Consider the following 20,915-nt stretch of genomic DNA (forward strand, 5'->3'; position numbering starts at 1 on the left):
TCCCGCTAGGCCAGTGAACTCCACCGCACCGCAAGGGTTCCCTGCGTTGCGTGTACGATGTGAAGGACGCCCAAAAACGGGTAAACTCAAGGCGGGAACCATACGTCGCTCTTGACCCCTGGCTCCCGCTGTGTTGGAACCACGCGTCGCGTGCGCTCCCCGAGGAGCGCCCGGCAATCGGGATTAATTCAAAGCGCGACGACGCGGTGATTTGCACGTGCAACACCCCGCCTGATCGCACTAAAATCATCCCAGGCCTTTTTGGCGTGCCGCCTTAGCTCAGTTGGTTAGAGCGCTAGATTGTGGATCTAGAGGTCCCCGGTTCAACTCTGGGAGGCGGTACCAATCAATTCAATGATTTGTGCGGTTCTTTCTGGGTTCACTCACCCCAGTGATTCCGATTTGATACCAGATTGATACCAACCGGGAACGTCTCCGAGACACACAATGGTGCTTGCTCGCCTGCATTCGCCTGCAAGAGGGCTGGCTCACGCTTCACCAACTAATCATGTCAGGCGAAATGCGATATCGCTAGCCATGCAGACACGGCGTGTGAATCAGACTGGATAGCCCAACAACAAACGTCGTTCGTTGGCCATCCCTGAGGGGTACCTGGGGTGTACGGGCAAAGGGGCGGGACGGGGCCTCAATGGCCTCAGGAATTACCCCGTCAAGTTTTCTCACAGAAATTCCGAGATTCCCGAATGCAACCTACGCTGACGAATCGGCTATTTTTGGACGTCTCTACAGACCACAAGATCCCCGAGGGGTACCAGCAATGGTACCCCTTTTTTGTTCTGCATCCTCGAATCTTGCTAATAGAAATTCTAGCAAACACGCTTAGCGGTGCGATCGATGCCGAAAGATAAGGAAACGGTCCTTCTCAACGGTGTACCCGTGATGAAAGGCTGGCCGGAAAAGCTGGCCGATGCCCAACTGACAAAAGTATATAAGATAAAAGGGTTGAATTATTCTCGGATTCGGTACGGGGATGAGGACGATGATTGGGGTGCCGATCGCCAACCTTGTCACGACTGCGCAGCTGCCAAGGGTCAGTTTCATGCCTTTGGTTGCGACGTTGAGAGATGCCCGTGTTGCAAGAATCAATTCATTTCATGTGATTGCCCATGCCAGGAAGGGTCGATGGACGAAGACGAAGGACAGTTTGATTTCAATACGCATAAGCAGGCCGCCGTCGCGGCATACTTGGAAAAGCGATTCTTCTTCAAAGAACATGCCTCGGTCATCAAGCGAATTGTTGAGGAGGCATTACTACGGCGTGGGATCAAAGTGAGCTCAGTCGAAGCGCGGGAGAAAGACCCGGAGAGCTTTGGCCGAAAAGCAGCGCAGCCGTCCGACTCAAATCCGACCAAGCCGAAGTACGATTCGCCAATGCAGCAAATCACGGATTTGACTGGAGTACGGATTATCACTTTTTTTCCTAACACTCTTGAACTGGTCGGCGAACTCCTCGCGGAAGAATTTGATGTAATCGAAAAGACTGACAAAACAGCAATGCTCCATGCAGAGGAAAGGTTTGGCTATAGTAGCGTGCACTATCTTGTGCGCCTCAACAAATCTCGACTCGCGCTGCCGGAATATCAAAAATTCAAGGGAACAACTGCTGAAGTTCAGGTTCGTACTGTTCTTCAGCATGCATGGGCTGAGATTGAACACGACATTCAGTACAAGTCTGCATCGGTAATTCCAGCGTCTATTCGTAGAAGGTTCACTGCACTTGCTGGTATGCTGGAGCTTGCCGACCGAGAGTTTCAAGCTGTTCAAGACGAGGATGACAGAATTCGCCAAACGGCTCGCGCGCAGATCGACGAGGGCGAGTTGAGCGATGTGGAAATCACACCGGATGCACTCAAGCAATTTTTGGATAAAACGATTGGACGAGACGATCGGATCTCAAGCGTTTCCTACGATTTCGCGGCGAGAGAGCTACGCGCCCTTGGCTTTTCGACTCTAGATCAAGTTCGAGAATGCATAGCAGGTTATGACGACGATAAAATCAGTCGCATCGTTTATGGAAATAGGCAGGGGCAACTCTACAGATTTTTTCTAGTTGTGGCGGCTGGTATAGGTCAGCTGTACGCTGTGCGTCATCCGTGGTCAAAGCATGGGTGGTTCCAAGTACGGACCGCCAAAACATTTGAAGAACTTGAGAGCGCAGGAATAAAAATAGGTAGCTACGATCCCCTTCTTTGATCAGACCGAATTGCTTTGATCGCTCTTTCGAGAAGGCCCGTAGGAGGCGCAATCGATATCCTTTTTGGAACCGTCCTGAGAACTGTAAACGGGGCCTACCGTCCATCCGAGCTGGCCATACGGAGCAGCAGGATCTGCAGCACGACCAGTACCAGGGCTCCGAGCGCGAAGGCCCAATACCAGTCGACACCATATCGGTAGATGAGAATGAGGTAGACGAGAGCCCCGGCGACTATAGCGGCAACCCGGGCAATCAAACCCTTTGATTGAACATTCATGGAAACACCTGAAGACCCAAATTATCTGGGAAGTCAGCATTTCCGAATGCGCAAGAAATACAACAACCGCGCCGGATTTCCGTAAGGTGCTGGTTAATTGACTCTTCCCATTTCTACTTCACCTGCCGCTTCTCCAACTTCCTTGCAAGCGTCCGCCGGTGCATCCCGAGCCGCCGCGCGGCCTTCGAGATGTTGAAATCGGTGTCCACCAGCGTCTGGTGAATGTGCTCCCATTCGAGCGTCTTGATCGACGTCGGCCGCTCGGTGAGCGCGATGCCGCTGTCGCCCTCGGCCTTGCCGAACGCCTCTTCGATATCGTCAGAACTCGACGGCTTTACGAGGTAATGCCGCGCGCCGAGCTTGATCGCTTCCACCGCCGTCGCGATGCTCGCAAAGCCCGTCAGCACGACGATCACCGTGGACGGATCGTGCGCGTGCAAAGCCTCAACACACGTGAGACCAGATTCGCCGTTGAGCTTCAGATCGACGACCGCGTAGCCGGGCGTCCGCGCCCTCAGGATAGCACTCAAGGCGTCGCGCCCCGGCGCAACGTCGACAACGTAATCGCGCCGCTCGAATGAGCGCTTCAGCGTGGTCGCGAAGGCGGCATCGTCTTCGACGATCACGAGCGTGCGTTTAGTGTCCATGCGAACGTGCTCCCAATGCCAAGGCAGCAAGCGGCAGCTTCAGCGTCACGGATGCGCCGCCCAGAGATTGATTGGCGGCCGAAACGCTGCCCCCAAGCTTTCGTACGACATTCACGACGAGAAAAAGCCCAAGCCCGCCGCCCGGCTTCCCCTTGCTCGATTGATACGGCTTGCCGAACTGCTCCAGCATCTGCGGGCGGAAGCCCGGTCCTCGATCCGAAACGCGGATGATGATCGTATCGCCCTCGCGCGCGACGTAGACGCCGACCCACGCGGGCGAGGAATCGTAGGCGTTGTCGAGCACGTTGAAGACGACCTGCTTCAACGTCGAATCCGAGACGATCGGAAGATCCGTACCGAACGCATTGGTGAATTCGAGCGACGAGGGCGAGCGCGCCGCGCGCCATTCCTCGACCAGCTCGTCGACGAACGTATTGACTGTCGTCACCCGCGGCTCTTCTCCGCGCGGGTCGCCCGCCGACAACAGGACACCGGTGAGGATCGATTTACAGCGCTTCACCGCGGCCTGCATCTCTTCGACCTCTTCCAGCAGTCCGGGATCGGAAGCGATCGCCGGCACGCGCTTCCAGTCGCCGAGAATGACGGAGAGCGATGCGAGCGGTGTCCCAAGCTCATGCGCCGCGCCCGACGCGAGAAGACCCATGCGGACGATGTGATCTTCCTCGGCCGCGCGCTGCTTCAACGCTGCGAGACGCGCATCGCGTTCGCGAAGATTGCGCGTGATGCGCGTCACGAACACGAACAGCAAGATCGCCACGAGCGCAAAGCAGACGAGCATACCGATGATGTGCAGCTTGAAGAGATCGCCGAAGGCTTCGGGCAATTCGAGCGGCCGGTAATCGAAGGTGAGGACCGCGAAGCAGAGGCACGTCGCCGCGACGATGGTCCCCGTCGCGCGCCTGTCGAGCAGCACGGCGGCGAGCGTCACCTGCAGGAGATAGAGAAACGTGAAGGGGTTCGTCGCGCCGCCGCTGAAATAGAGCTGCGCCGTCAGTGCCGCGACATCGAACAGCAAAGCGCCGAGGAGAACCACGTCGCGCACTTCGCGTCCGGCCTTCAGCCATGCGAGGCTGCCGAGATTGAGCGCCACCAGGGCCGCGATGACGATAGCCATCGGCAAAAGCGGCAGGCCAACGCCGAGAACGAATTCGACGATAACGATGGTCGCGATCTGTCCGGCGACGGCGATCCAGCGGAGCTGGATCAGGAGCAGCAAGTTCTTGGTGCCGGCGGGATCGCCGGAGAGCTGAACGCCGGGAACGTCCAGACTGTCCGCCTTTTGGAGGTCTGCGACTGTCTCAGTGCGGCTCAGCATGACGGACAAGGTCCTATGTCGTTCCGGCGGCAGCCAAGACCCATCGGTCAGTGAAGGGCGGTTTTGCCGGACGCCTTCGATGCCCCGCGAAGCCCAACTTCCTCGCGCCCAACCCGGATCGCGGCCACGGCGAGCATCAACGCCAGCGTGAACCAAGTCAACGCGTAGACGAGATGGTTGTTATGAAAGGCGACCACCGTCAGTCCGCCGATCGGCAATCCACCCGGGTTCGGTGTTGCATCGGCATCGATGAAATAGGGCGCGACGTTCGTAAGGTTGCGCGCCTCCGCAATCGCCTGCACGTCGCGGGAAAACCAGCGGCCGGCAACGGGATCGTTGCTCCTGAGAAACGCCCCCTTCGGCTCCGTAAGGCGGAGAAGCCCCGTCACGGACACCTCACCGTCGGTCTGCCCCGCGGCGCGCGACACCGGATCCCGCTTGTTCGGTGGTACGAAGCCACGATTGACGAGAACCGTGAAGCCGTCCGTCGTCTCGAGCGGCGTCACCACCCAGTAGCCGCTGCCGTCATTCGTCACGGCGGTGACGAGCGTTTCGCGATCGTTGCGGAAATGTCCGGTCGCCGTGACGCGCCGGTATTCGTCGCTCTTCGCGGCGATGGACGGCCAGCCGGCTGGACCAGGCGCCGCTTGAGGAGCCGCATGAACGCGCTGCTCGACGCGCTCGATGAGATCGAGTTTCCACGCGCGCCGCTCGATCTGCCAGACGCCGAGCGAAAGAAGACCTATGAAGCCTGCGAGTCCTAAACAGGCCAGCACGACGAGAGAAAAGGCGGAACGCGGACGCTTCGTGCGCCCATCGTCCGCCTTTCGATCGTTCAACCCCCCGAGCCCCTGGGCGTCGGATGTCACGGCAGCTTGCTCGGATCCATGCCCGGCATCATGTTCGTATTCATGTGGTACATGACCCACAGCGAGCCTGCGAGCGTGATCACCACCATGACGACGGTGAAGATCAGCGCCAGCATCGTCCAGCCGCCTTCCGAGCTCGGCGACATGTGCAGGAAGTAGATCATGTGCACGACGATCTGCACCGCGGCCAGCGTTAGGATCGCGACCGTCGTCGCTTCGTTGCTGCCGAGCTTGCCCGTCATGACGAGCCAGAAGGGAATGGCCGTCAGCACGACCGATAGGCCGAAGCCGATCAGATAGCCGCGAAGGGTCGACTCGGGATGCCCGCTCTCATGATGCCCATGCGCATCGTGAGATCCGTGTTCGTGTGCGCCGTGCGTGCTCATCGGAGCACTCCCATCAAATAGACGAAGGTGAAGACGCCGATCCAGACGACGTCGAGAAAGTGCCAGAACATGCTGAGGCACAGAAGCCGCCGCTTGTTGGCTTCGATCAGGCCGAACCTCCAAACCTGGGTGATGAGCGTAATCATCCAGATGATGCCGAAGGTGACGTGCAGGCCGTGCGTACCGACAAGCGTGAAGAACGACGACAGGAACGCGCTACGCTGAGGTGTCGCTCCCTCGTGAATCATATGCGCGAACTCGTAGAGCTCGATGCCGAGGAACGCGGCGCCGAAAAGGCCCGTCACCACGAGCCACAACAGCATCGCATTGACGTTCTTCTTCTGCATCTCGAGCACCGCGAAACCATAGGTGATCGACGAAAGCAGCAGCATCGACGTGTTCACCGCGACGAGCGGCAGATCGAAAAGTTCCTTCGGCGAAGGCCCGGCGGCAAAGCTGCCGCCGAGAACGCCGTAAGTCGCGAAGAGGACCGCGAAGATGAGACAGTCGCTCATCAGGTAGAGCCAAAAGCCGAGCATGGTGCTCGAGCCTTCGGGGTGGTCGTGCTCGTCGGCGACGTAGAAGACCGGAGTCTCTTTCGCCTGAGTGAGACTGGCGCTCGCTGCTGTTGTCGTCGTCATCGATTATGCCCGTACGGTCTGAAGGAGCTGCGTGCGTTCACGCTCGGTTTCAACGACTTGCTCACGCGGAATATGGAAGCTGCGATGGTAGTTGAACGTGTGACCGATCGCAGTTCCGATAAGCGCGACGAACCCAACGATAACCAGCCACCAGATGTGCCAGATCAAGGCGAATGCTACGATGGCACTGAGGCCAGCGAGAATGATGCCCGCACCCGTGTTGCTCGGCATGTGGATGGGCTTAAAGCCTTCGAGCGGACGCTGATACCCGCGCTTCTTCATATCCCACCACGCATCGTTGTCGTGGATCACCGGAGTGAAAGCGAAGTTGTAGGCAGGCGGCGGCGACGACGTCGACCACTCGAGCGTGCGGCCATTCCACGGATCGCCCGTCACGTCGCGAAGCTTGTCGCGGTTCTTGATGCTGACGGCAATCTGGACCAGGAAGCAGCCGATACCGATCGCGATCAAGACGGCGCCAAAGGCCGCGATGATGAACCAGATTTGCAGCGACGGATCGTCGAACACGCGCAGCCTGCGGGTGACGCCCATCAAGCCAAGAACGTAAAGCGGCACGAAGGCGAACCAGAAGCCGATGGCCCAGAACCAGAACGACATCTTGCCCCAGAACGGATCGAGCTTGAAGCCGAACGCCTTCGGGAACCAGTAGGTGATACCGGCGAACATGCCGAACACCACGCCGCCGATGATGACGTTATGGAAGTGCGCAATCAGGAACAGGCTGTTGTGAAGAACGAAGTCGGCCGGTGGCACCGCGAGGAGTACGCCCGTCATGCCGCCGACGACGAACGTCAGCATGAACGCGACCGTCCACAACATCGGAACTTCAAAGCGGATCCGCCCGCGGTACATCGTGAACAGCCAGTTGAAGATCTTCGCGCCCGTCGGGATCGAGATGATCATCGTCGTGATGCCGAAGAACGAGTTGACGCTCGCGCCGGAACCCATCGTGAAGAAGTGGTGCAGCCAGACGAGATACGACAGGATGGTGATGACAACCGTGGCGTAGACCATCGACGTATAGCCGAAGAGCCGCTTGCCGCTGAACGTCGAAACAACCTCAGAGAACACGCCGAACGCCGGTAGGATGAGGATGTAAACTTCCGGGTGGCCCCAGATCCAGATGAGGTTCACGTACATCATGGCGTTGCCGCCGAAGTCGTTCGTGAAGAAGTTCGTGCCCGCATAACGGTCGAGCGAGAGAAGCGCGAGGACGCCCGTCAGAACCGGGAACGCGGCGACGATGAGGATGTTGGTGCAGAGCGCCGTCCAGGTGAAGACAGGCATCTTCATCAGCGTCATGCCCGGCGCGCGCATCTTCACGATCGTCGCGATGAGGTTCACGCCGGATAAGAGTGTCCCGACGCCGGCCACCTGTAACGACCATATGTAATAGTCGACACCGACATCCGGACTATAGGCTAGGTTCGAGAGCGGCGGATAGGCAAGCCAGCCGGTGCGCGCGAACTCGCCGACGAACAGCGACGCCATCACGAGCACTGCGCCCATGACGGTCATCCAGAAGCTGAAGTTATTGAGGAACGGGAATGCGACGTCGCGCGCGCCGATCTGCAGCGGCACGACGAAGTTCATCAATCCCGTGACGAGCGGCATCGCCACGAAGAAGATCATGATCACGCCGTGCGCGGTGAAGATCTGATCGAAATGGTGGGCCGGCAGATAGCCTTCCGAGCCGTTGAAGGCCATGGCCTGCTGCGCGCGCATCATGACCGCATCAGCAAAGCCGCGAAGCAACATCACGAGCGCGAGAATGATGTACATGACGCCGATACGCTTGTGATCGACGCTCGTGAACCACTCGTGCCAGAGATAGCCCCACAGCTTGAAATAGGTGATGGCGCCGACAACGGCCACGCCGCCGATCACGACAGCGGCGAATGTTGCGACGAGGATTGGCTCATGAAACGGCAGCGCATCAAGCGTCAGCCGCCCGAAGATGGCCTTCATGAGTTCAGGGTTATCAAACATCTTTTGAATTCGTCCCGGTCAGGAGTTGGACGGCCGCGGTGCAAAGGATTGGAACGTCGTGCCGGGACGCGGCAGGCCCGCACCCTGGAGGGGCGTTGAACTTACCGGCGTCGGCTGCTGGACCTCTGTCATCTCCATGCCCATCGGCGCGTTTGTGGTGCAAACGCTCGCGACATAGGCCTTGGCGAGGACCGGCGCCGAACCGCGTCGGGCCGATTTGTCATATTCAATGCGCTGAACGAGATCCGCGCCGGCAAGGCCGAGGCCGCCCTTGGCGTCGATAGCCGCCATCTCATGCATGCACATCTTGCCGGGCTGAACGCAGAGGTTCACGATCAGGTGGAAAAGGCTCGGATCGACGTTCGCAAACTTTTTGACGGGGACGCCTTCGCTCGGCCGTTCGAGTTCGAGGTATTCTGTGCGTCCGAGATTGCCGCCGGCCGCCTTGATGTCCGACACCCACTTTCCGAAATCGGCGTCGTTCTTGGCAAGGAAGTCGAAGCGCATCTTCGAGAAGCCGTCGCCGCTGTAGTTCGCGGAGAATCCCTTGAAGTCACCCGGCTTGTTGATCACGGCGTGAAGCTGCGTCTGCATTCCAGGCATCGCGTAGATCATGCCCGCAAGCGCCGGAACGTAGAAAGCGTTCATCACCGACGATGCGGAGATGCGGAAATGGATCGGCTGGCCGACTGGCGCTGCCATCTGGTTCACGGTCGCGATACCGTAATCGGGATAGATGAAGAGCCACTTCCAATCGAGCGCGACGACATCAACCTTTAGCGGCTTCGTTTCGCGCGCCACGGTCTGGCCCGGAGCGGTGCGCTCGATCGGGCGGAAGGGATCAAGCAGATGCGTCGCCATCCATGTGATGGCGCCAAGGCAAATGATGATGAGGAGCGGAGCTGCCCAAATAACGAGCTCAAGGTGAGTCGAGTGATCCCAATCGGGATCGTAATGCGCCGACGTGTTCGACGAGCGATATCGCCAAGCAAAAAAGACCGTCAGTGCCATGACCGGGATGATGATCAGCAGCATCAGCACGGTCGAAATGATGACCAGATCGCGCTGCTGCATGGCAACGTCGCCGGCGGGGTTCAACACAATAGCGTTGCAGCCGCCCAGCAAAGCGAGGAGCGGTAACAAGGCGAAAATTCGATATGGCTTCAAGGCGATCCGCGTCCCATCGACAGAGCTTCCTCGGTCACTCCGTAAAACGCGTGGCGCATCGAGCGACATTGGACAATTTGCCCAACGCCAACTGGCCGCAGCGATAAGCGCGGTCTAAAACCCGAATTCGAGGAGAAAATTATACCCGCTTCATTGAGATTTTTGTCGCGTCGAACACTTGGTTCAAAACCGCGGCTAGCCCGCACGTGCCAACTGTCTCATTCAGCTGTCTCGTTCCTGGGCTAACTGAAATTTGCCCTAAAAAAGTATGACTCGAAAACATCTCGTCAGAGTGCTGACATAGACCAGATCTAATAGCCCGTGCGGCCGGTGCCTTTTCGCAAAGCGGCTTCACGGGCCCGCTCGCTAAAATCAGGGTGCTTCGCGACCGACGAACGCAACGTCTTCCAGGCCGCAAGCAAGCGTTCAGCGAGTTCGACGTCTTCGTCGCTTACAGCCGACGGACGAAATTTCGCCGTATCCCTCAAAGCATTCGCCTGGCGCTCCATCTCGGCGATGTGCTTTTCGGAAGCGGCCAGCTTGTTGTCGATTTCTGACATGGAAGCATACTCCTCTAACCTCAATGAACCGGTGAAGACCGGTCACGGTTGCATGTCGGAAACGCATCTCAGGGTGCCGCGGAGAACAGCGCACGTACGGCCCCGCCGCCCCGGCGCGCCTGCCGCCTCATAGAAAACCCGGCGTTCAGAACGACCCAAAATGCAAAAGCGCGCCCGGTGTTGATGCCGGGCGCGCCAAAACGGAAAAGTCGACTGTCGCGAGCGGAGGATCAAACCCCCGTTAGGCCGCCTTCGCCGACAACCGCCGGAGTTCGCCGACGAGTGTGTCGGCCATCCGCCGTGCCGCATCGTCTTTCGCAGCGGCAAGTTCCGCTTCCGCCGTCTTGAGCTCCTCAGCAAGCGATGCCGCCGTAAGCTCCTCGACGTCGTAAGCCCGCTCGGCGAGGATCGTCAGCCGGGACGGATCGACTTCCGCGAAGCCCGACTTGACGAACAAACGCTTGCGCACGCTTCCCGCCGTCACGTCGAGCACCCCCGGACGGAGGGTCGAGATGACCGGCGCGTGTCCCGCGAGAACCGCGAAATCGCCCTCTGCACCCGGAACGACAACCTGATCGGCATCGACCGAAAGCAACACCCGCTCGGGCGAGACGAGTTCAAATCTGAATGTGCCTGCCATTTTACTTCGTCACCCTTCGAACGCTTTCGCGCTTCTCAGACCTGAGGCGGTTGATCTTCACCGTCGCCATCGGCGCCGGCCTTGGCCCTGACTTCTTCCGGCGTCTGCAGCTTGGTGCCGCAAAACGGGCAGAAGAACAACGGATGGTCAACGAGACCCGGCTCGTCTTCCTCGAGGTCGACGAGACCGACGGTCATGTAGATGACCTCGTCCGGACCGACCGTGATCAGTGGATCAAAGTCGCCGCCTTCGAGAGCCTCTTTCAGCTCCTCGCAGCAACTTCCGAATGCTTTTCCGGCTTCCGCCATGAACTTATCTCTCCTGGCGGCGCGTTCGCGCGGGTGTCCCGCGCGAAACCGCTTGGCCTATGTTACGCCGCTTCCGCGAGCTTCTCGGCCTTTGCGATCGCTTCGTCGATCGATCCGACCATGTAGAATGCCGGCTCCGGCAGGTGATCGTACTCGCCGTCACAGAGACCCTTGAACGCCTTGATCGTATCCGCGAGCGGAACCTGCTTGCCGGGCGAGCCGGTGAACACTTCCGCGACCGAGAACGGCTGCGACATGAAACGCTCGATCTTACGGGCGCGGGCAACCGTCAGCTTGTCTTCTTCGCTCAGTTCGTCCATGCCGAGGATGGCGATGATGTCCTGTAGCGACTTGTACTTCTGCAGGATCGACTGAACGCGGCGAGCGACCTGATAGTGCTCCTCACCGACAATGCGCGGGTCGAGCATGCGCGAGGTCGAGTCGAGCGGGTCGACGGCCGGATAGATGCCCTTTTCAGCGATCGAACGCGAAAGAACGGTCGTCGCATCAAGGTGAGCGAACGAGGCCGCAGGCGCCGGGTCGGTCAAGTCGTCGGCCGGAACGTAAATGGCCTGAACCGAGGTGATCGAACCCTTCTGCGTCGTGGTGATGCGCTCCTGGAGAGCGCCCATATCGGTCGCGAGCGTCGGCTGGTATCCGACGGCCGAAGGAATACGCCCCAGGAGCGCCGACACTTCCGAACCCGCCTGCGTGAAGCGGAAGATGTTGTCGACGAAGAACAGCACGTCCTGGCCCTGGTCGCGGAAGTGCTCCGCAACCGTCAGACCGGAGAGAGCGACGCGAGCGCGGGCACCCGGCGGCTCGTTCATCTGCCCATAAACGAGTGCGCACTTCGAACCTTCGGCAGAGCCGTTGTTCTTCTTCGGGTCCTTGTTGACGTTCGACTCGATCATTTCGTGATAGAGGTCGTTGCCTTCGCGCGTACGCTCACCAACGCCTGCGAACACCGAGTAGCCGCCGTGAACCTTGGCGATGTTGTTGATCAATTCCATGATCAAAACCGTCTTGCCGACGCCGGCGCCGCCGAAGAGACCGATCTTGCCGCCCTTCGCATAAGGCGCGAGAAGATCGACGACCTTGATGCCGGTGACAAGGATCTGCGCTTCCGTTGCCTGATCGTCGAACGTCGGAGCCGGCTGGTGAATGGCGCGGACCGAATTGGACTTGATAGGGCCTGCTTCGTCAACCGGCTCGCCGATGACGTTCATAATGCGCCCGAGCGTCTCGTCGCCAACCGGGACCGAGATCGGCGCGCCGGTGTCGATAACTTCCTGTCCGCGGACGAGGCCTTCGGTCGAGTCCATGGCGATCGTGCGCACCGTGTTCTCGCCCAAGTGCTGCGCGACTTCGAGAACGAGGCGGTTGCCGTTGTTCGTCGTCTCGAGCGCGCTCAGAATTTCCGGCAGCTGGTCTGCGAAGTGCACGTCAACGACGGCACCCGTCACCTGGTGAATCTTCCCTACGTTTTTAGCCATTTTTCTTCTCCAACGGAATTGATCAGGCGACCGACAGCGTCACCGGGATGTTGTTGCGCGTCGCCTTGGAATAGGGACAGATTTGATGGGCTTCTTCGATCAGCGCCTTGAGTTTGTCCTTGTCGGCGCCAGGTATTGAAAGCGTGAGATGCGCTTTGAGAGCGAAGCTCGTCGCATCCTTGTCGAGTTCCACTTCGCACGTGACCTTCGCGGCCTGCCCGTCGAGACCATGCTTCTTGGCGAGAAGTAGCACGGCCTGACCGAAGCACGACGACCAGCCGAGCGCGAACAGCTGCTCGGGGTTATGTCCCTCGCCGGAACCGCCGAGGTCCTTGGGCAGCGCCATCGCGAGGGCAAGCTTGCCCTCTTCGAGAACGGCGCGGCCATCCCGGCCGCCCTTCGTCGTTGCACGCGTTACATAAGCCATGCGCCAACCTCCGGATCAGAGCGCTTCCGCGCCCGAAATGATCTCGATCAGTTCCTTCGTGATGTTCGCCTGACGCTGACGGTTGTACTTGATCGTCAGCTTGTTGATCATGTCACCAGCGTTGCGCGTGGCGTTGTCCATCGCCGTCATCTGCGAGCCGTAGAACGAAGCCGAGTTCTCGAGAAGGCCGCGGAAAATCTGCGTTGAGATATTGCGCGAAAGCAGGAAGCCCAAAACCTCTTCCTCGCTCGGCTCGTATTCGTGAACCGCTCCCGCGCCCTTGCTCTCGCCAGCCGTTTCGGAAACGGTTGCCGGAATGAGCTGCAAGCCTGTCGGCTTCTGCGCGATGACCGATTTGAATTCGGAGAAATAGAGCGTCGCGATGTCGAATTCGCCCGCCTCGAACATCTCGAGGACGCGATTGGCAAGACCTTCCGCATGCGCGAACGTCAGCTGCCTGACGCCCTGGAAGTCTTTCCGCTCGACGATGTTCCGGCCAAGATCGCGCTTGAGGTTATCGGCGCCTTTGCGGCCGACCGTCAGGATCTTCACCGTCTTACCGGCGGCGATAAGGCGGTTGGCATCCGCACGCGCGAGCTTCGCGATGTTCGAGTTGAAGCCGCCGCAGAGACCGCGTTCCGCCGTCATGACGATCAGCAGGTGAACCTGGTCTTTGCCGGTGCCGACGAGTAACGGCGAAGCCCCGTTCTTGTCAGCAACCTTCGAAGCGAGGCTGCCAAGCACCGATGCCATTCGCTCGGCATACGGACGAGCAGCCGTCGCGGCTTCCTGCGCGCGGCGCAGCTTCGCCGCGGCGACCATCTGCATCGCCTTCGTGATCTTCCGCGTCGCCTTCACCGAGGCGATGCGGTTGCGCATGTCTTTTAAGCTCGCCATCGGGCGTTCTCCTCAAGGAACCCGATTAAGCTGCAAAACCCTTGGCAAACTTGTCGAGGAACTCGACCAGCTTCTTTTCGGTGTCGGCCGACAGCGCCTTCTCCTTGGCGACCGTCTCGAGGATCGTCTTCTCCGATCGGAGGCCGGCGAGAACGCCCTGCTCGAACTTGCCGACGGCCGAGACCGGAATGCTGTCGAGGTAGCCGCGCGTACCGGCGAAGATCACCGCAACCTGCTCTTCCATCTTGAGCGGCGAGAACTGCGGCTGCTTCAGAAGCTCGGTCAGGCGGGCGCCGCGTGCGAGCAGGCGCTGCGTGGCAGCATCGAGATCCGAACCGAACTGCGCGAAGGCCGCCATTTCGCGATACTGCGCGAGCTCGCCCTTGATCTTACCGGCGACCTGCTTCATCGCCTTCGTCTGCGCCGACGATCCGACGCGCGAAACCGAAAGGCCGACGTTCACGGCCGGACGGATGCCCTGATAGAAGAGATCCGACTCAAGGAAGATCTGTCCGTCGGTGATCGAGATGACGTTCGTCGGAATGTAGGCCGACACGTCGTTCGCCTGCGTTTCGATGACCGGCAGAGCCGTCAGCGAGCCGTTGCCGGCCTTATCGCCGAGCTTGGCGGCGCGCTCGAGAAGACGAGAGTGGAGATAGAAAACGTCGCCCGGATAGGCTTCGCGGCCCGGCGGACGGCGAAGCAGCAGCGACATCTGGCGATAAGCGACGGCCTGCTTCGAAAGATCGTCATAAGCGATAACGGCATGCATGCCGTTGTCGCGGAAGTATTCGCCCATCGTGCAGCCGGTGAACGGCGCGAGGTACTGCATCGGCGCCGGATCGGACGCGGTCGCAGCGACGACGATCGAATATTCGAGAGCGCCGCGCTCTTCGAGAACCTTGACGAACTGGGCGACGGTCGAGCGCTTCTGGCCGACGGCGACGTAAACGCAATAAAGCTTGGCGCTTTCGTCGTTGCCCTGGTTGAGCGGCTTCTGGTTGAGGAAGGTGTCGAGAATGACGGCGGTCTTGCCGGTCTGACGGTCGCCGATGACGAGTTCGCGCTGGCCGCGGCCGATCGGGATCAGCGAGTCGATGGCCTTGAGGCCCGTCGCCATCGGTTCGTGAACCGATTTGCGGGGCAGAATGCCGGGCGCCTTGACGTCGACGCGCATGAACTTGTCAGATTTGATCGGGCCCTTGCCGTCGATAGGGTTGCCGAGACCGTCGACCACGCGGCCGAGAAGACCCTTGCCGACCGGAACTTCAACGATAGCGCCGGTACGCTTGACCGTGTCGCCTTCCTTGATCGTGCGGTCGTCGCCGAAAATAACGACGCCGACGTTGTCGGCTTCGAGGTTCAGCGCCATGCCGCGAATGCCGCCGGGGAATTCGACCATTTCACCGGCCTGGACATTGTCGAGGCCGTAGACGCGCGCAATGCCGTCACCGACCGACAGCACGGTGCCGATCTCGGAGACCTCGGCGTCCTTGCCGAAGTTTTTGATCTGATCCTTGAGGATCGAAGAAATTTCTGCGGCCCGGATTTCCATTGAGACCTCTTCCCTGGTCGTTTCCATTGACGGAGCCTGGACCGGCCCCTTGTTCCAAATTTCTTAGTTCGCGGTCGCCCGCTCGCACCGTTCAGCGCTCGCTTGGGCTCAGGCTCCGCTCAACGCCAGCTTCAGGTTCTGAAGCTTGGTTTTGAGCGACGAATCGATCATGCGGCTGCCGACCTTGACGATCAGGCCGCCGAGAATGCTCGGATCGACGCGCGTATGCAGCGTCACGTCCTTGCCGACCGAAGCCTTCAGCGTCTCCTTCAACGAGGCGACCTGGCTATCGTCGAGAGCGAACGCACTCGTCACTTCGGCGCTGATCTCGCCACGAGACTTCGCAGCGAGTGCGCGGTAGGCCTTGATGATGTCTTGAATGACGAACAGACGGCGGTTGGCCGTCACGAGCTTGATGAAGTTGGCGATGAGGCCGCCGATGCCGGCCTTGTCGAGAATGGCGCCGATGGCCCGGCTCTGGTCGTCAGCAGCGACGACCGGGCTGCGCACGAGGCGCACGAGATCGGGGCTTTCGTCCAACAGCCCCTGGAACTTTATGAGGTCGCTCTCAATTTCAGCAGTCTTGGAGCCTTCGTTCGCAAGATCGAACAGGGCCGACGCGTAGCGCCCAGCCACTCCTTCAACGATTGTGTCGTTCGTCGCCACGTCGCTCTCACCGTCGCGCCTTAAGCGCATAGAGGGCAGGGCACGAAAAGCCCGGAATTCCGCCCGCTCCAAGGAAAGGCTTTTGACAAAAAAGAGCGCACGGGGCCGGGACCCACCAGCCGCCCCCCTTCAAAGCCGGGCTGTCCTTAACATGCACTCCCAAACGCTTCAACCGTGCGCCAAGAGGGCGCGTTGCCGCATAACAGGGCTGTGGAGGGCCAAAATCCGGGCGTTTGGGCCGCTTGTCGCCCGCCGCTCTCGCCGGGTCCAAAGCGGAATTTTTGGGGTCGTTCAAACTGCGTTCAGCCTGGACCGGATAGGAAGGGTGTCATGACGCCTGCGAAAGCGGCTCGCTTTGCAAGTTTCTATCCCTAGCCTTACGTCCCGACACCTTTGAGCCCGCTTCGGCGGGCTCTTTTTTATAGCGCGTCTCTCATGATGATCGGGAAGCGCCAGGGCACGACGAAAACCAGATCGAAACCAATGTCGTACGTCTGATACTGCGGATTGCGTGCCAGCCAGAGATCGGCCGCCCGCCTGACCCTCCGGCGCATCGTCAGCGTAATCGCATCCTCCGCGTCTTCCGTGGTTGGGCGCCGCTTGACCTCGATGAACGCCACCCTGTTTTTCCGGATCGCAATAAGGTCGATTTCCCCCACGGGCGTCTTGAAGCGACGGCCGAGGATGCGATGCCCCGTCGCCAGATAGACGGCCGCAACGAACGTCTCCGCCCTGAGCCCGCTGTGATGCCGCCGGCGCCGCTCCCACCTCTGCCGGAATTCGTCGTTGACATTCGAACTCATCCCTGTTCGCCCTTCGACTTGATGCCGAGCCCATAAACCCGTGCCTTGGGAACTCCGAACTCGTCCGCGAGAGCGCGCGCCGCGTCCTTGAGGCTCATGACTTCGAGCGCAGCGGCGAGACGAGTGCCGAGCGTCTCGTCGCTGATGGTCTGCGCCTGAAGAGCGCCGACGACGATCACGACCTCACCCTTCATATCCTCCGCTGCCGTCTCGGCAAGCTCCGCGAGGCTTCCCCGCGCAATCTCCTCGTGCAATTTCGTCAACTCACGCGCAACCACCGCCTGCCGCTCGCCGAGCAGCCCGGCCATATCGTTGAGCGTTTCCGCCACCCGGTGAGGCGCTTCATAAAACACGAGGCTGCCGGGGATTGGCGACAGCTCTGCCAACCGCGCCCGCCGCGACGCCCGCTTCGGCGGCAAAAACCCCGCGAAGAAGAAGGCATCCGTCGGCAAACCACTTGCCGTCAAAGCCGCCAAAAGCGCCGAAGCGCCGGGAACGGGAACAACTGGAACGCCAGCCGCCGCCGCCGCGCGAACGAGCTTGAATCCGGGGTCCGATAGCAGAGGTGTCCCGGCATCCGAAATGATGGCAATGCGCTTGCCCGCCTCGAGATCCTCAATCGCCCGTTCGATTTCGCGATCTTCGTTATGCTCGTGAAACGGCCGCGTACGGGCCGTTATCGAATAATGCTGCAGAAGCTTCGCGGAATGCCGCGTATCCTCGCAATAAATGATGTCGGCGCGCGCCAACACCCCGAGCGCCCTGAGCGTGATATCGCCGAGATTGCCAATCGGCGTCGAGACGAGATAGAGCCCCGCTTCCAACGGTTCGGACAAAAGCCGGGCTATAGCCTCCTGCGCCCGGGCGCCAGGACGCGACGCGGGAACGGTGGCAATTTCAGACGGTGAGGACTGCGGATCGTCGGGCACAAAGATCGTCCTATTTCCCGGCCAATTTCAGGGCCTGACCGGAGATCTATCAATACCAATATGCAGCGACCGTCAAAAGCTCGGCCGTAAGCGAATGAAATTATAACGCGCGCTTCGGCTAGCGAGCCTTAAGAAGCAGCCGGAGCATTTGTGCCGGACGAATGAAGCTGAAGCCTTAAGCGGCGATCGCGTCGCCCATCGTCGGCCGGCGCGGCGCGACGCCGAGAACGTGGACGGTCGCTCTGCGGCGACGGCCGCCGACGTCCATAACCGCCGACAGCTCATCGACCAGCGACGTCAACGCGTATTGCGCCAAGTCGAGCTGCAAAGTTGCCGAAGCATGGCAACGCGTGGCTTCCTCGGCCCGCGAGGCCGCGCCCATGACGATGCCGGAAATCTGGCTCCATTGCTCCGCAAGCGAAAGCCGCCGGGGCTCGCTCTGTCGAGGCATCTCTTTTGCGGAAGAACTGGTCATCTGCGAGCGAAGAAAATCGAAAACCGAGGCCGAAGCACGAGAAATAGCAGCGTAAATGCCATCAAAGGCGCTGGCGACCGGAATTTTCGATGTATCTGCCATAGACACAGAATCCAGACAATTGATTAGAGAATAATTAAAGTTGGTCTGATTTGGGGAAAGTTACAAGAATTAGTCTCATTAAATATGTATTTATTTTTATGCCTGGGAGAATAAATGGCGAAATGCCAGTTCAATTGGGCGCCTCGAGATTGGGTGAAAGTTGAATAGGCCGCCTTGAGCGCCCTATTCCCTATCCGCCAATTCCGCCGGGCAAAAACCCTAGACCCGGCGTCATCAGAATATTTAACTGAATATCACGCGGCGAATATCGTCCGCCGTCGCCCCTTCGGCGCGCAACGCCCTGAGCCCCATGTCCTGGTTTGACTTCGAGAGCTTCAGGCCGTTCGACCACTTGATGAGCCGGTGATGCGAATAGACGGGCTCGGGCAAATCCAGGAGCTCCTGCAGGAGACGCTGCAGATCGGTCGCCGGCAAAAGATCCTGACCGCGCGTCACGTGCGTCACGCCTTGGCGTGCATCATCGACGACGACGGAAAGATGATAACTCGCAGGCACTTCTTTTCGCACGATGATGGCATCGCCCCAACGGTGCGGCTCCGCCGTTCGCGTTTCTTGACGGCCGTCTTCGGCAACCTCGACGAACGTCAGCGGCTTGTCTCCGCGCTTCGCCTTGAGCGCCTGCAGCGCGCCGTCCATGTTGAGACGCAGCGCCGGCGATTCCCCGGCGGCCATGCGCTGACCGACATTCTCCGCTGATGCGCCACGCCAAAGTCCGGGATAGATCGGCGTCCCATCCGGATCTGTTTTTTCCGGATCGGCTGCCGCCGCAATTTCGCTGCGCGACGCAAAGCAGGGATAGAGAAGTCCCATTTGAATGAGCCGGTCGGCCGCCGCCAGATACTCCGAAAAATGCTCGGATTGGACAAGCACCGGCTCTTCCCATGAAAGCCCGAGCCAATTCAGATCTTCGAAAATCGCCGACACGTATTCCGGACGCCGCCGCGCGACATCGATATCCTCGATGCGCAACAGAAAGCGGCCGCCATTCTTGCGGGCAACATCATGAGCGATGATGGCTGAGAGCGCGTGGCCAACGTGCAAGAGCCCGTTGGGGGATGGCGCAAAACGCGTGACAGAGGTCATCAGTCGCAAGCACCCGTTCGGCCCGCGCCTGGCGTATACGTCCGCGCGATCGCCTCGACGACGCGGTCATAGGTCTTTCGTTCACTGGTCGGATAAAGCATGGCCCAACTATTTATGAGTTTACCGCCGCACGTAAAGCTGACGCGTTGATAGAATGTCTCTCCGTCGCGATCGCCCGATAGCACGAACCAGCGCGCCTTTATCGGCGCGTAGTCGATCTTCGCGGTCGCATACTGGTCGGAGATCAAAAATTTGCGATAGTCCTCTAAAGACTGATGATCGGCATTTTCGAACGCGCCGACGAGCAATTTTGCCTTGCCGTCCTTAGACAGATAGACACCGCCTTCGTCCGTCTTCGGCTGCGCACTCTTCTGCGTGAAAATGTTGTCGGGGTACGCAATGGCAAAACCGTGGCGCTCATTGATGACAGTCGCCCAGCTATCCTGCCACGAGCGCGCATCAGCTTGTGAAAGCGTGCATGCACAAAAAATTGCAGCGATTGGAATTCCGGCTATCCTTGTCATTTTCCACGCTCTCCCACCACGCGCGAGACAACAGAATAATATTCGCTCTTTGTACCTTCGCCCCGGAGCAAAAGTTTGAGCAAGAGTTTGCCCGAGCAACGATATCCGACCGTGACGACCGAGCGCCAGCTCAAAGCTGCAGCCGCAAAGCTCAGCGAACAGTGCAAAGTCATGTCGCTGATATTCAAACGCACGGGCGCACCCCCGATGCGGAACTTCCCTCCCGACTTTTCAGGACTTGCGAAAATCGTCGTCGGCCAGCAGCTCTCGGCTCAAAGTGCGGCGGCAATCTGGTCGCGCGTCGAAGCGGCATTGCTGCCGGTGACGCCCGAATCGATGCTGGCGAAAAGTGACGTCGCGCTGAAAGACCTCGGTCTTTCGAACGGCAAAATCCGAACGCTCAAAGCGCTGTCGCACGCCGTGCTCAAGGAAGAACTGAACTTCCAAACGCTGAATATTTCAGCCGAGCCTATGATCGTCGAGCAGCTCACCGCCATTCACGGAATCGGCCCCTGGACGGCCGATATCTATATTCTCTTCGCGCTCGCACGCCGCGATGCCTTCGCCCCCGGCGATCTCGCCCTTCAGCTCGCGGTTCAGCATCACTTCAAGCTCGAGCGCCGGCCGACCGCGGACGAGCTGGAAGAAATCGCTGAACGCTGGCGACCTGCGCGCGCCGTCGCCGCCCGCCTCCTCTGGGCCGATTACGCCTTCCGGCGTCGTGCTCTCCAGGGGAAAGCCGCCAAGCCGATCGTCACAAAAACGTACAAGACGTTGAAATAGAGATGGAAACCCGCCTCCGCGACACATCGGTTCCAATGCTTCACAGAATTGATATGCGCGGCTAGTATCCCGGCGTTCAAGTGGGGGCCAAAACGCGA

Annotated in this window: 23 protein-coding genes and 1 tRNA gene; 3 read left to right on the forward strand and 21 right to left on the reverse strand. The window is 59.6% G+C overall.

The annotated features are described in order from the left end of the window. Positions 1-268: 268 nt before the first annotated feature. Both AB4Z24_RS03210 and AB4Z24_RS03215 read left to right on the forward strand, forming a co-directional pair. Positions 269-345 (forward strand) — tRNA-His (locus tag AB4Z24_RS03210). 510 nt (positions 346-855) lie between these two features. After that, the gene (locus tag AB4Z24_RS03215) at positions 856-2,214 is read left to right on the forward strand and encodes a GTP pyrophosphokinase (protein WP_441705933.1); all 1,359 of its coding nucleotides are present in this window, start codon (positions 856-858) and stop codon (positions 2,212-2,214) included. 95 nt (positions 2,215-2,309) lie between these two features. Here AB4Z24_RS03215 and AB4Z24_RS03220 read toward each other — a convergent pair whose 3' ends face one another. The 21 genes from AB4Z24_RS03220 to AB4Z24_RS03320 form a co-directional block, all read right to left on the reverse strand. Then, the gene (locus AB4Z24_RS03220) at positions 2,310-2,492 is read right to left on the reverse strand and encodes a hypothetical protein (RefSeq protein ID WP_441705934.1); all 183 of its coding nucleotides are present in this window, start codon (positions 2,490-2,492) and stop codon (positions 2,310-2,312) included. Between the two features lie 113 nt (positions 2,493-2,605). Then, positions 2,606-3,139 (reverse strand): response regulator transcription factor, encoded by a 534-nt coding sequence (locus AB4Z24_RS03225; RefSeq protein ID WP_441705936.1) that lies wholly within the window; start codon positions 3,137-3,139, stop codon positions 2,606-2,608. Beyond that, a complete protein-coding gene (locus tag AB4Z24_RS03230) occupies positions 3,129-4,475 on the reverse strand; it encodes an ATP-binding protein (protein WP_441705937.1) in 1,347 nt (448 codons plus the stop codon). The genes AB4Z24_RS03225 and AB4Z24_RS03230 overlap by 11 nt, the downstream gene beginning before the upstream one ends. 47 nt (positions 4,476-4,522) lie before the next feature. Continuing rightward, a complete protein-coding gene (locus tag AB4Z24_RS03235) occupies positions 4,523-5,251 on the reverse strand; it encodes an SURF1 family protein (protein WP_441706067.1) in 729 nt (242 codons plus the stop codon). Between the two features lie 89 nt (positions 5,252-5,340). Further along, positions 5,341-5,730, reverse strand: coding sequence for a cytochrome o ubiquinol oxidase subunit IV (gene cyoD / locus AB4Z24_RS03240; RefSeq protein ID WP_441705939.1), 390 nt, complete (start codon positions 5,728-5,730; stop codon positions 5,341-5,343). After that, positions 5,727-6,371 (reverse strand): cytochrome o ubiquinol oxidase subunit III, encoded by a 645-nt coding sequence (gene cyoC / locus AB4Z24_RS03245; RefSeq protein WP_441705941.1) that lies wholly within the window; start codon positions 6,369-6,371, stop codon positions 5,727-5,729. The genes cyoD and cyoC overlap by 4 nt, the downstream gene beginning before the upstream one ends. Positions 6,372-6,374: 3 nt before the next feature. After that, the gene (cyoB, locus tag AB4Z24_RS03250; protein ID WP_441705943.1) at positions 6,375-8,381 is read right to left on the reverse strand and encodes a cytochrome o ubiquinol oxidase subunit I; all 2,007 of its coding nucleotides are present in this window, start codon (positions 8,379-8,381) and stop codon (positions 6,375-6,377) included. An 18-nt stretch (positions 8,382-8,399) separates the two neighbouring features. Beyond that, positions 8,400-9,548 carry a ubiquinol oxidase subunit II gene (cyoA, locus tag AB4Z24_RS03255; RefSeq protein WP_441705944.1) on the reverse strand — a complete coding sequence of 383 codons (1,149 nt, stop codon included), beginning with the start codon at positions 9,546-9,548 and terminating at the stop codon, positions 8,400-8,402. Between the two features lie 311 nt (positions 9,549-9,859). Next, entirely contained in the window at positions 9,860-10,108 is a 249-nt protein-coding gene (locus tag AB4Z24_RS03260) for a hypothetical protein (RefSeq protein WP_441705946.1), read from the reverse strand. Between the two features lie 241 nt (positions 10,109-10,349). After that, positions 10,350-10,748, reverse strand: coding sequence for a F0F1 ATP synthase subunit epsilon (locus AB4Z24_RS03265; RefSeq protein ID WP_441705948.1), 399 nt, complete (start codon positions 10,746-10,748; stop codon positions 10,350-10,352). 35 nt (positions 10,749-10,783) lie between these two features. Further along, positions 10,784-11,056, reverse strand: a complete 273-nt coding sequence (locus AB4Z24_RS03270; RefSeq protein ID WP_290993275.1) for a hypothetical protein — start codon at positions 11,054-11,056, stop codon at positions 10,784-10,786. 62 nt (positions 11,057-11,118) lie between these two features. Next, on the reverse strand, positions 11,119-12,552 hold the full coding sequence (atpD, locus tag AB4Z24_RS03275; RefSeq protein WP_441705950.1) for a F0F1 ATP synthase subunit beta: 1,434 nt from the start codon (positions 12,550-12,552) through the stop codon (positions 11,119-11,121). A 22-nt stretch (positions 12,553-12,574) separates the two neighbouring features. Next, positions 12,575-12,979, reverse strand: coding sequence for an organic hydroperoxide resistance protein (locus AB4Z24_RS03280; RefSeq protein WP_290993279.1), 405 nt, complete (start codon positions 12,977-12,979; stop codon positions 12,575-12,577). 15 nt (positions 12,980-12,994) lie between these two features. After that, the gene (locus AB4Z24_RS03285; RefSeq protein WP_441705952.1) at positions 12,995-13,876 is read right to left on the reverse strand and encodes a F0F1 ATP synthase subunit gamma; all 882 of its coding nucleotides are present in this window, start codon (positions 13,874-13,876) and stop codon (positions 12,995-12,997) included. 25 nt (positions 13,877-13,901) lie between these two features. Next, entirely contained in the window at positions 13,902-15,431 is a 1,530-nt protein-coding gene (atpA, locus tag AB4Z24_RS03290) for a F0F1 ATP synthase subunit alpha (protein WP_441705953.1), read from the reverse strand. 108 nt (positions 15,432-15,539) lie between these two features. Beyond that, entirely contained in the window at positions 15,540-16,097 is a 558-nt protein-coding gene (locus tag AB4Z24_RS03295) for a F0F1 ATP synthase subunit delta (protein ID WP_441705955.1), read from the reverse strand. A 419-nt stretch (positions 16,098-16,516) separates the two neighbouring features. Continuing rightward, positions 16,517-16,900: a YraN family protein gene (locus tag AB4Z24_RS03300; RefSeq protein WP_441705957.1), complete on the reverse strand. Its 384-nt coding sequence runs from the start codon at positions 16,898-16,900 to the stop codon at positions 16,517-16,519. Continuing rightward, positions 16,897-17,835, reverse strand: a complete 939-nt coding sequence (gene rsmI / locus AB4Z24_RS03305; RefSeq protein ID WP_441706068.1) for a 16S rRNA (cytidine(1402)-2'-O)-methyltransferase — start codon at positions 17,833-17,835, stop codon at positions 16,897-16,899. The genes AB4Z24_RS03300 and rsmI overlap by 4 nt, the downstream gene beginning before the upstream one ends. A 169-nt stretch (positions 17,836-18,004) precedes the next feature. After that, on the reverse strand, positions 18,005-18,406 hold the full coding sequence (locus AB4Z24_RS03310) for a hypothetical protein (protein WP_441705959.1): 402 nt from the start codon (positions 18,404-18,406) through the stop codon (positions 18,005-18,007). Positions 18,407-18,649: 243 nt separating this feature from the next. Further along, positions 18,650-19,510, reverse strand: coding sequence for a tRNA glutamyl-Q(34) synthetase GluQRS (gene gluQRS, locus AB4Z24_RS03315; protein WP_441705961.1), 861 nt, complete (start codon positions 19,508-19,510; stop codon positions 18,650-18,652). Beyond that, on the reverse strand, positions 19,510-20,034 hold the full coding sequence (locus AB4Z24_RS03320) for a hypothetical protein (RefSeq protein ID WP_441705963.1): 525 nt from the start codon (positions 20,032-20,034) through the stop codon (positions 19,510-19,512). The genes gluQRS and AB4Z24_RS03320 overlap by 1 nt, the downstream gene beginning before the upstream one ends. 75 nt (positions 20,035-20,109) lie before the next feature. Here AB4Z24_RS03320 and AB4Z24_RS03325 point away from each other — a divergent pair, with 75 nt between their 5' ends. Next, a complete protein-coding gene (locus AB4Z24_RS03325; protein ID WP_441705965.1) occupies positions 20,110-20,817 on the forward strand; it encodes a DNA-3-methyladenine glycosylase family protein in 708 nt (235 codons plus the stop codon). The last annotated feature ends 98 nt before the right edge of the window (positions 20,818-20,915 follow it).

Origin of the sequence: Hyphomicrobium sp. 2TAF46, from assembly GCF_052114865.1 — a bacterium.
Taxonomy (GTDB): Bacteria; Pseudomonadota; Alphaproteobacteria; order Rhizobiales; family Hyphomicrobiaceae; genus Hyphomicrobium_B.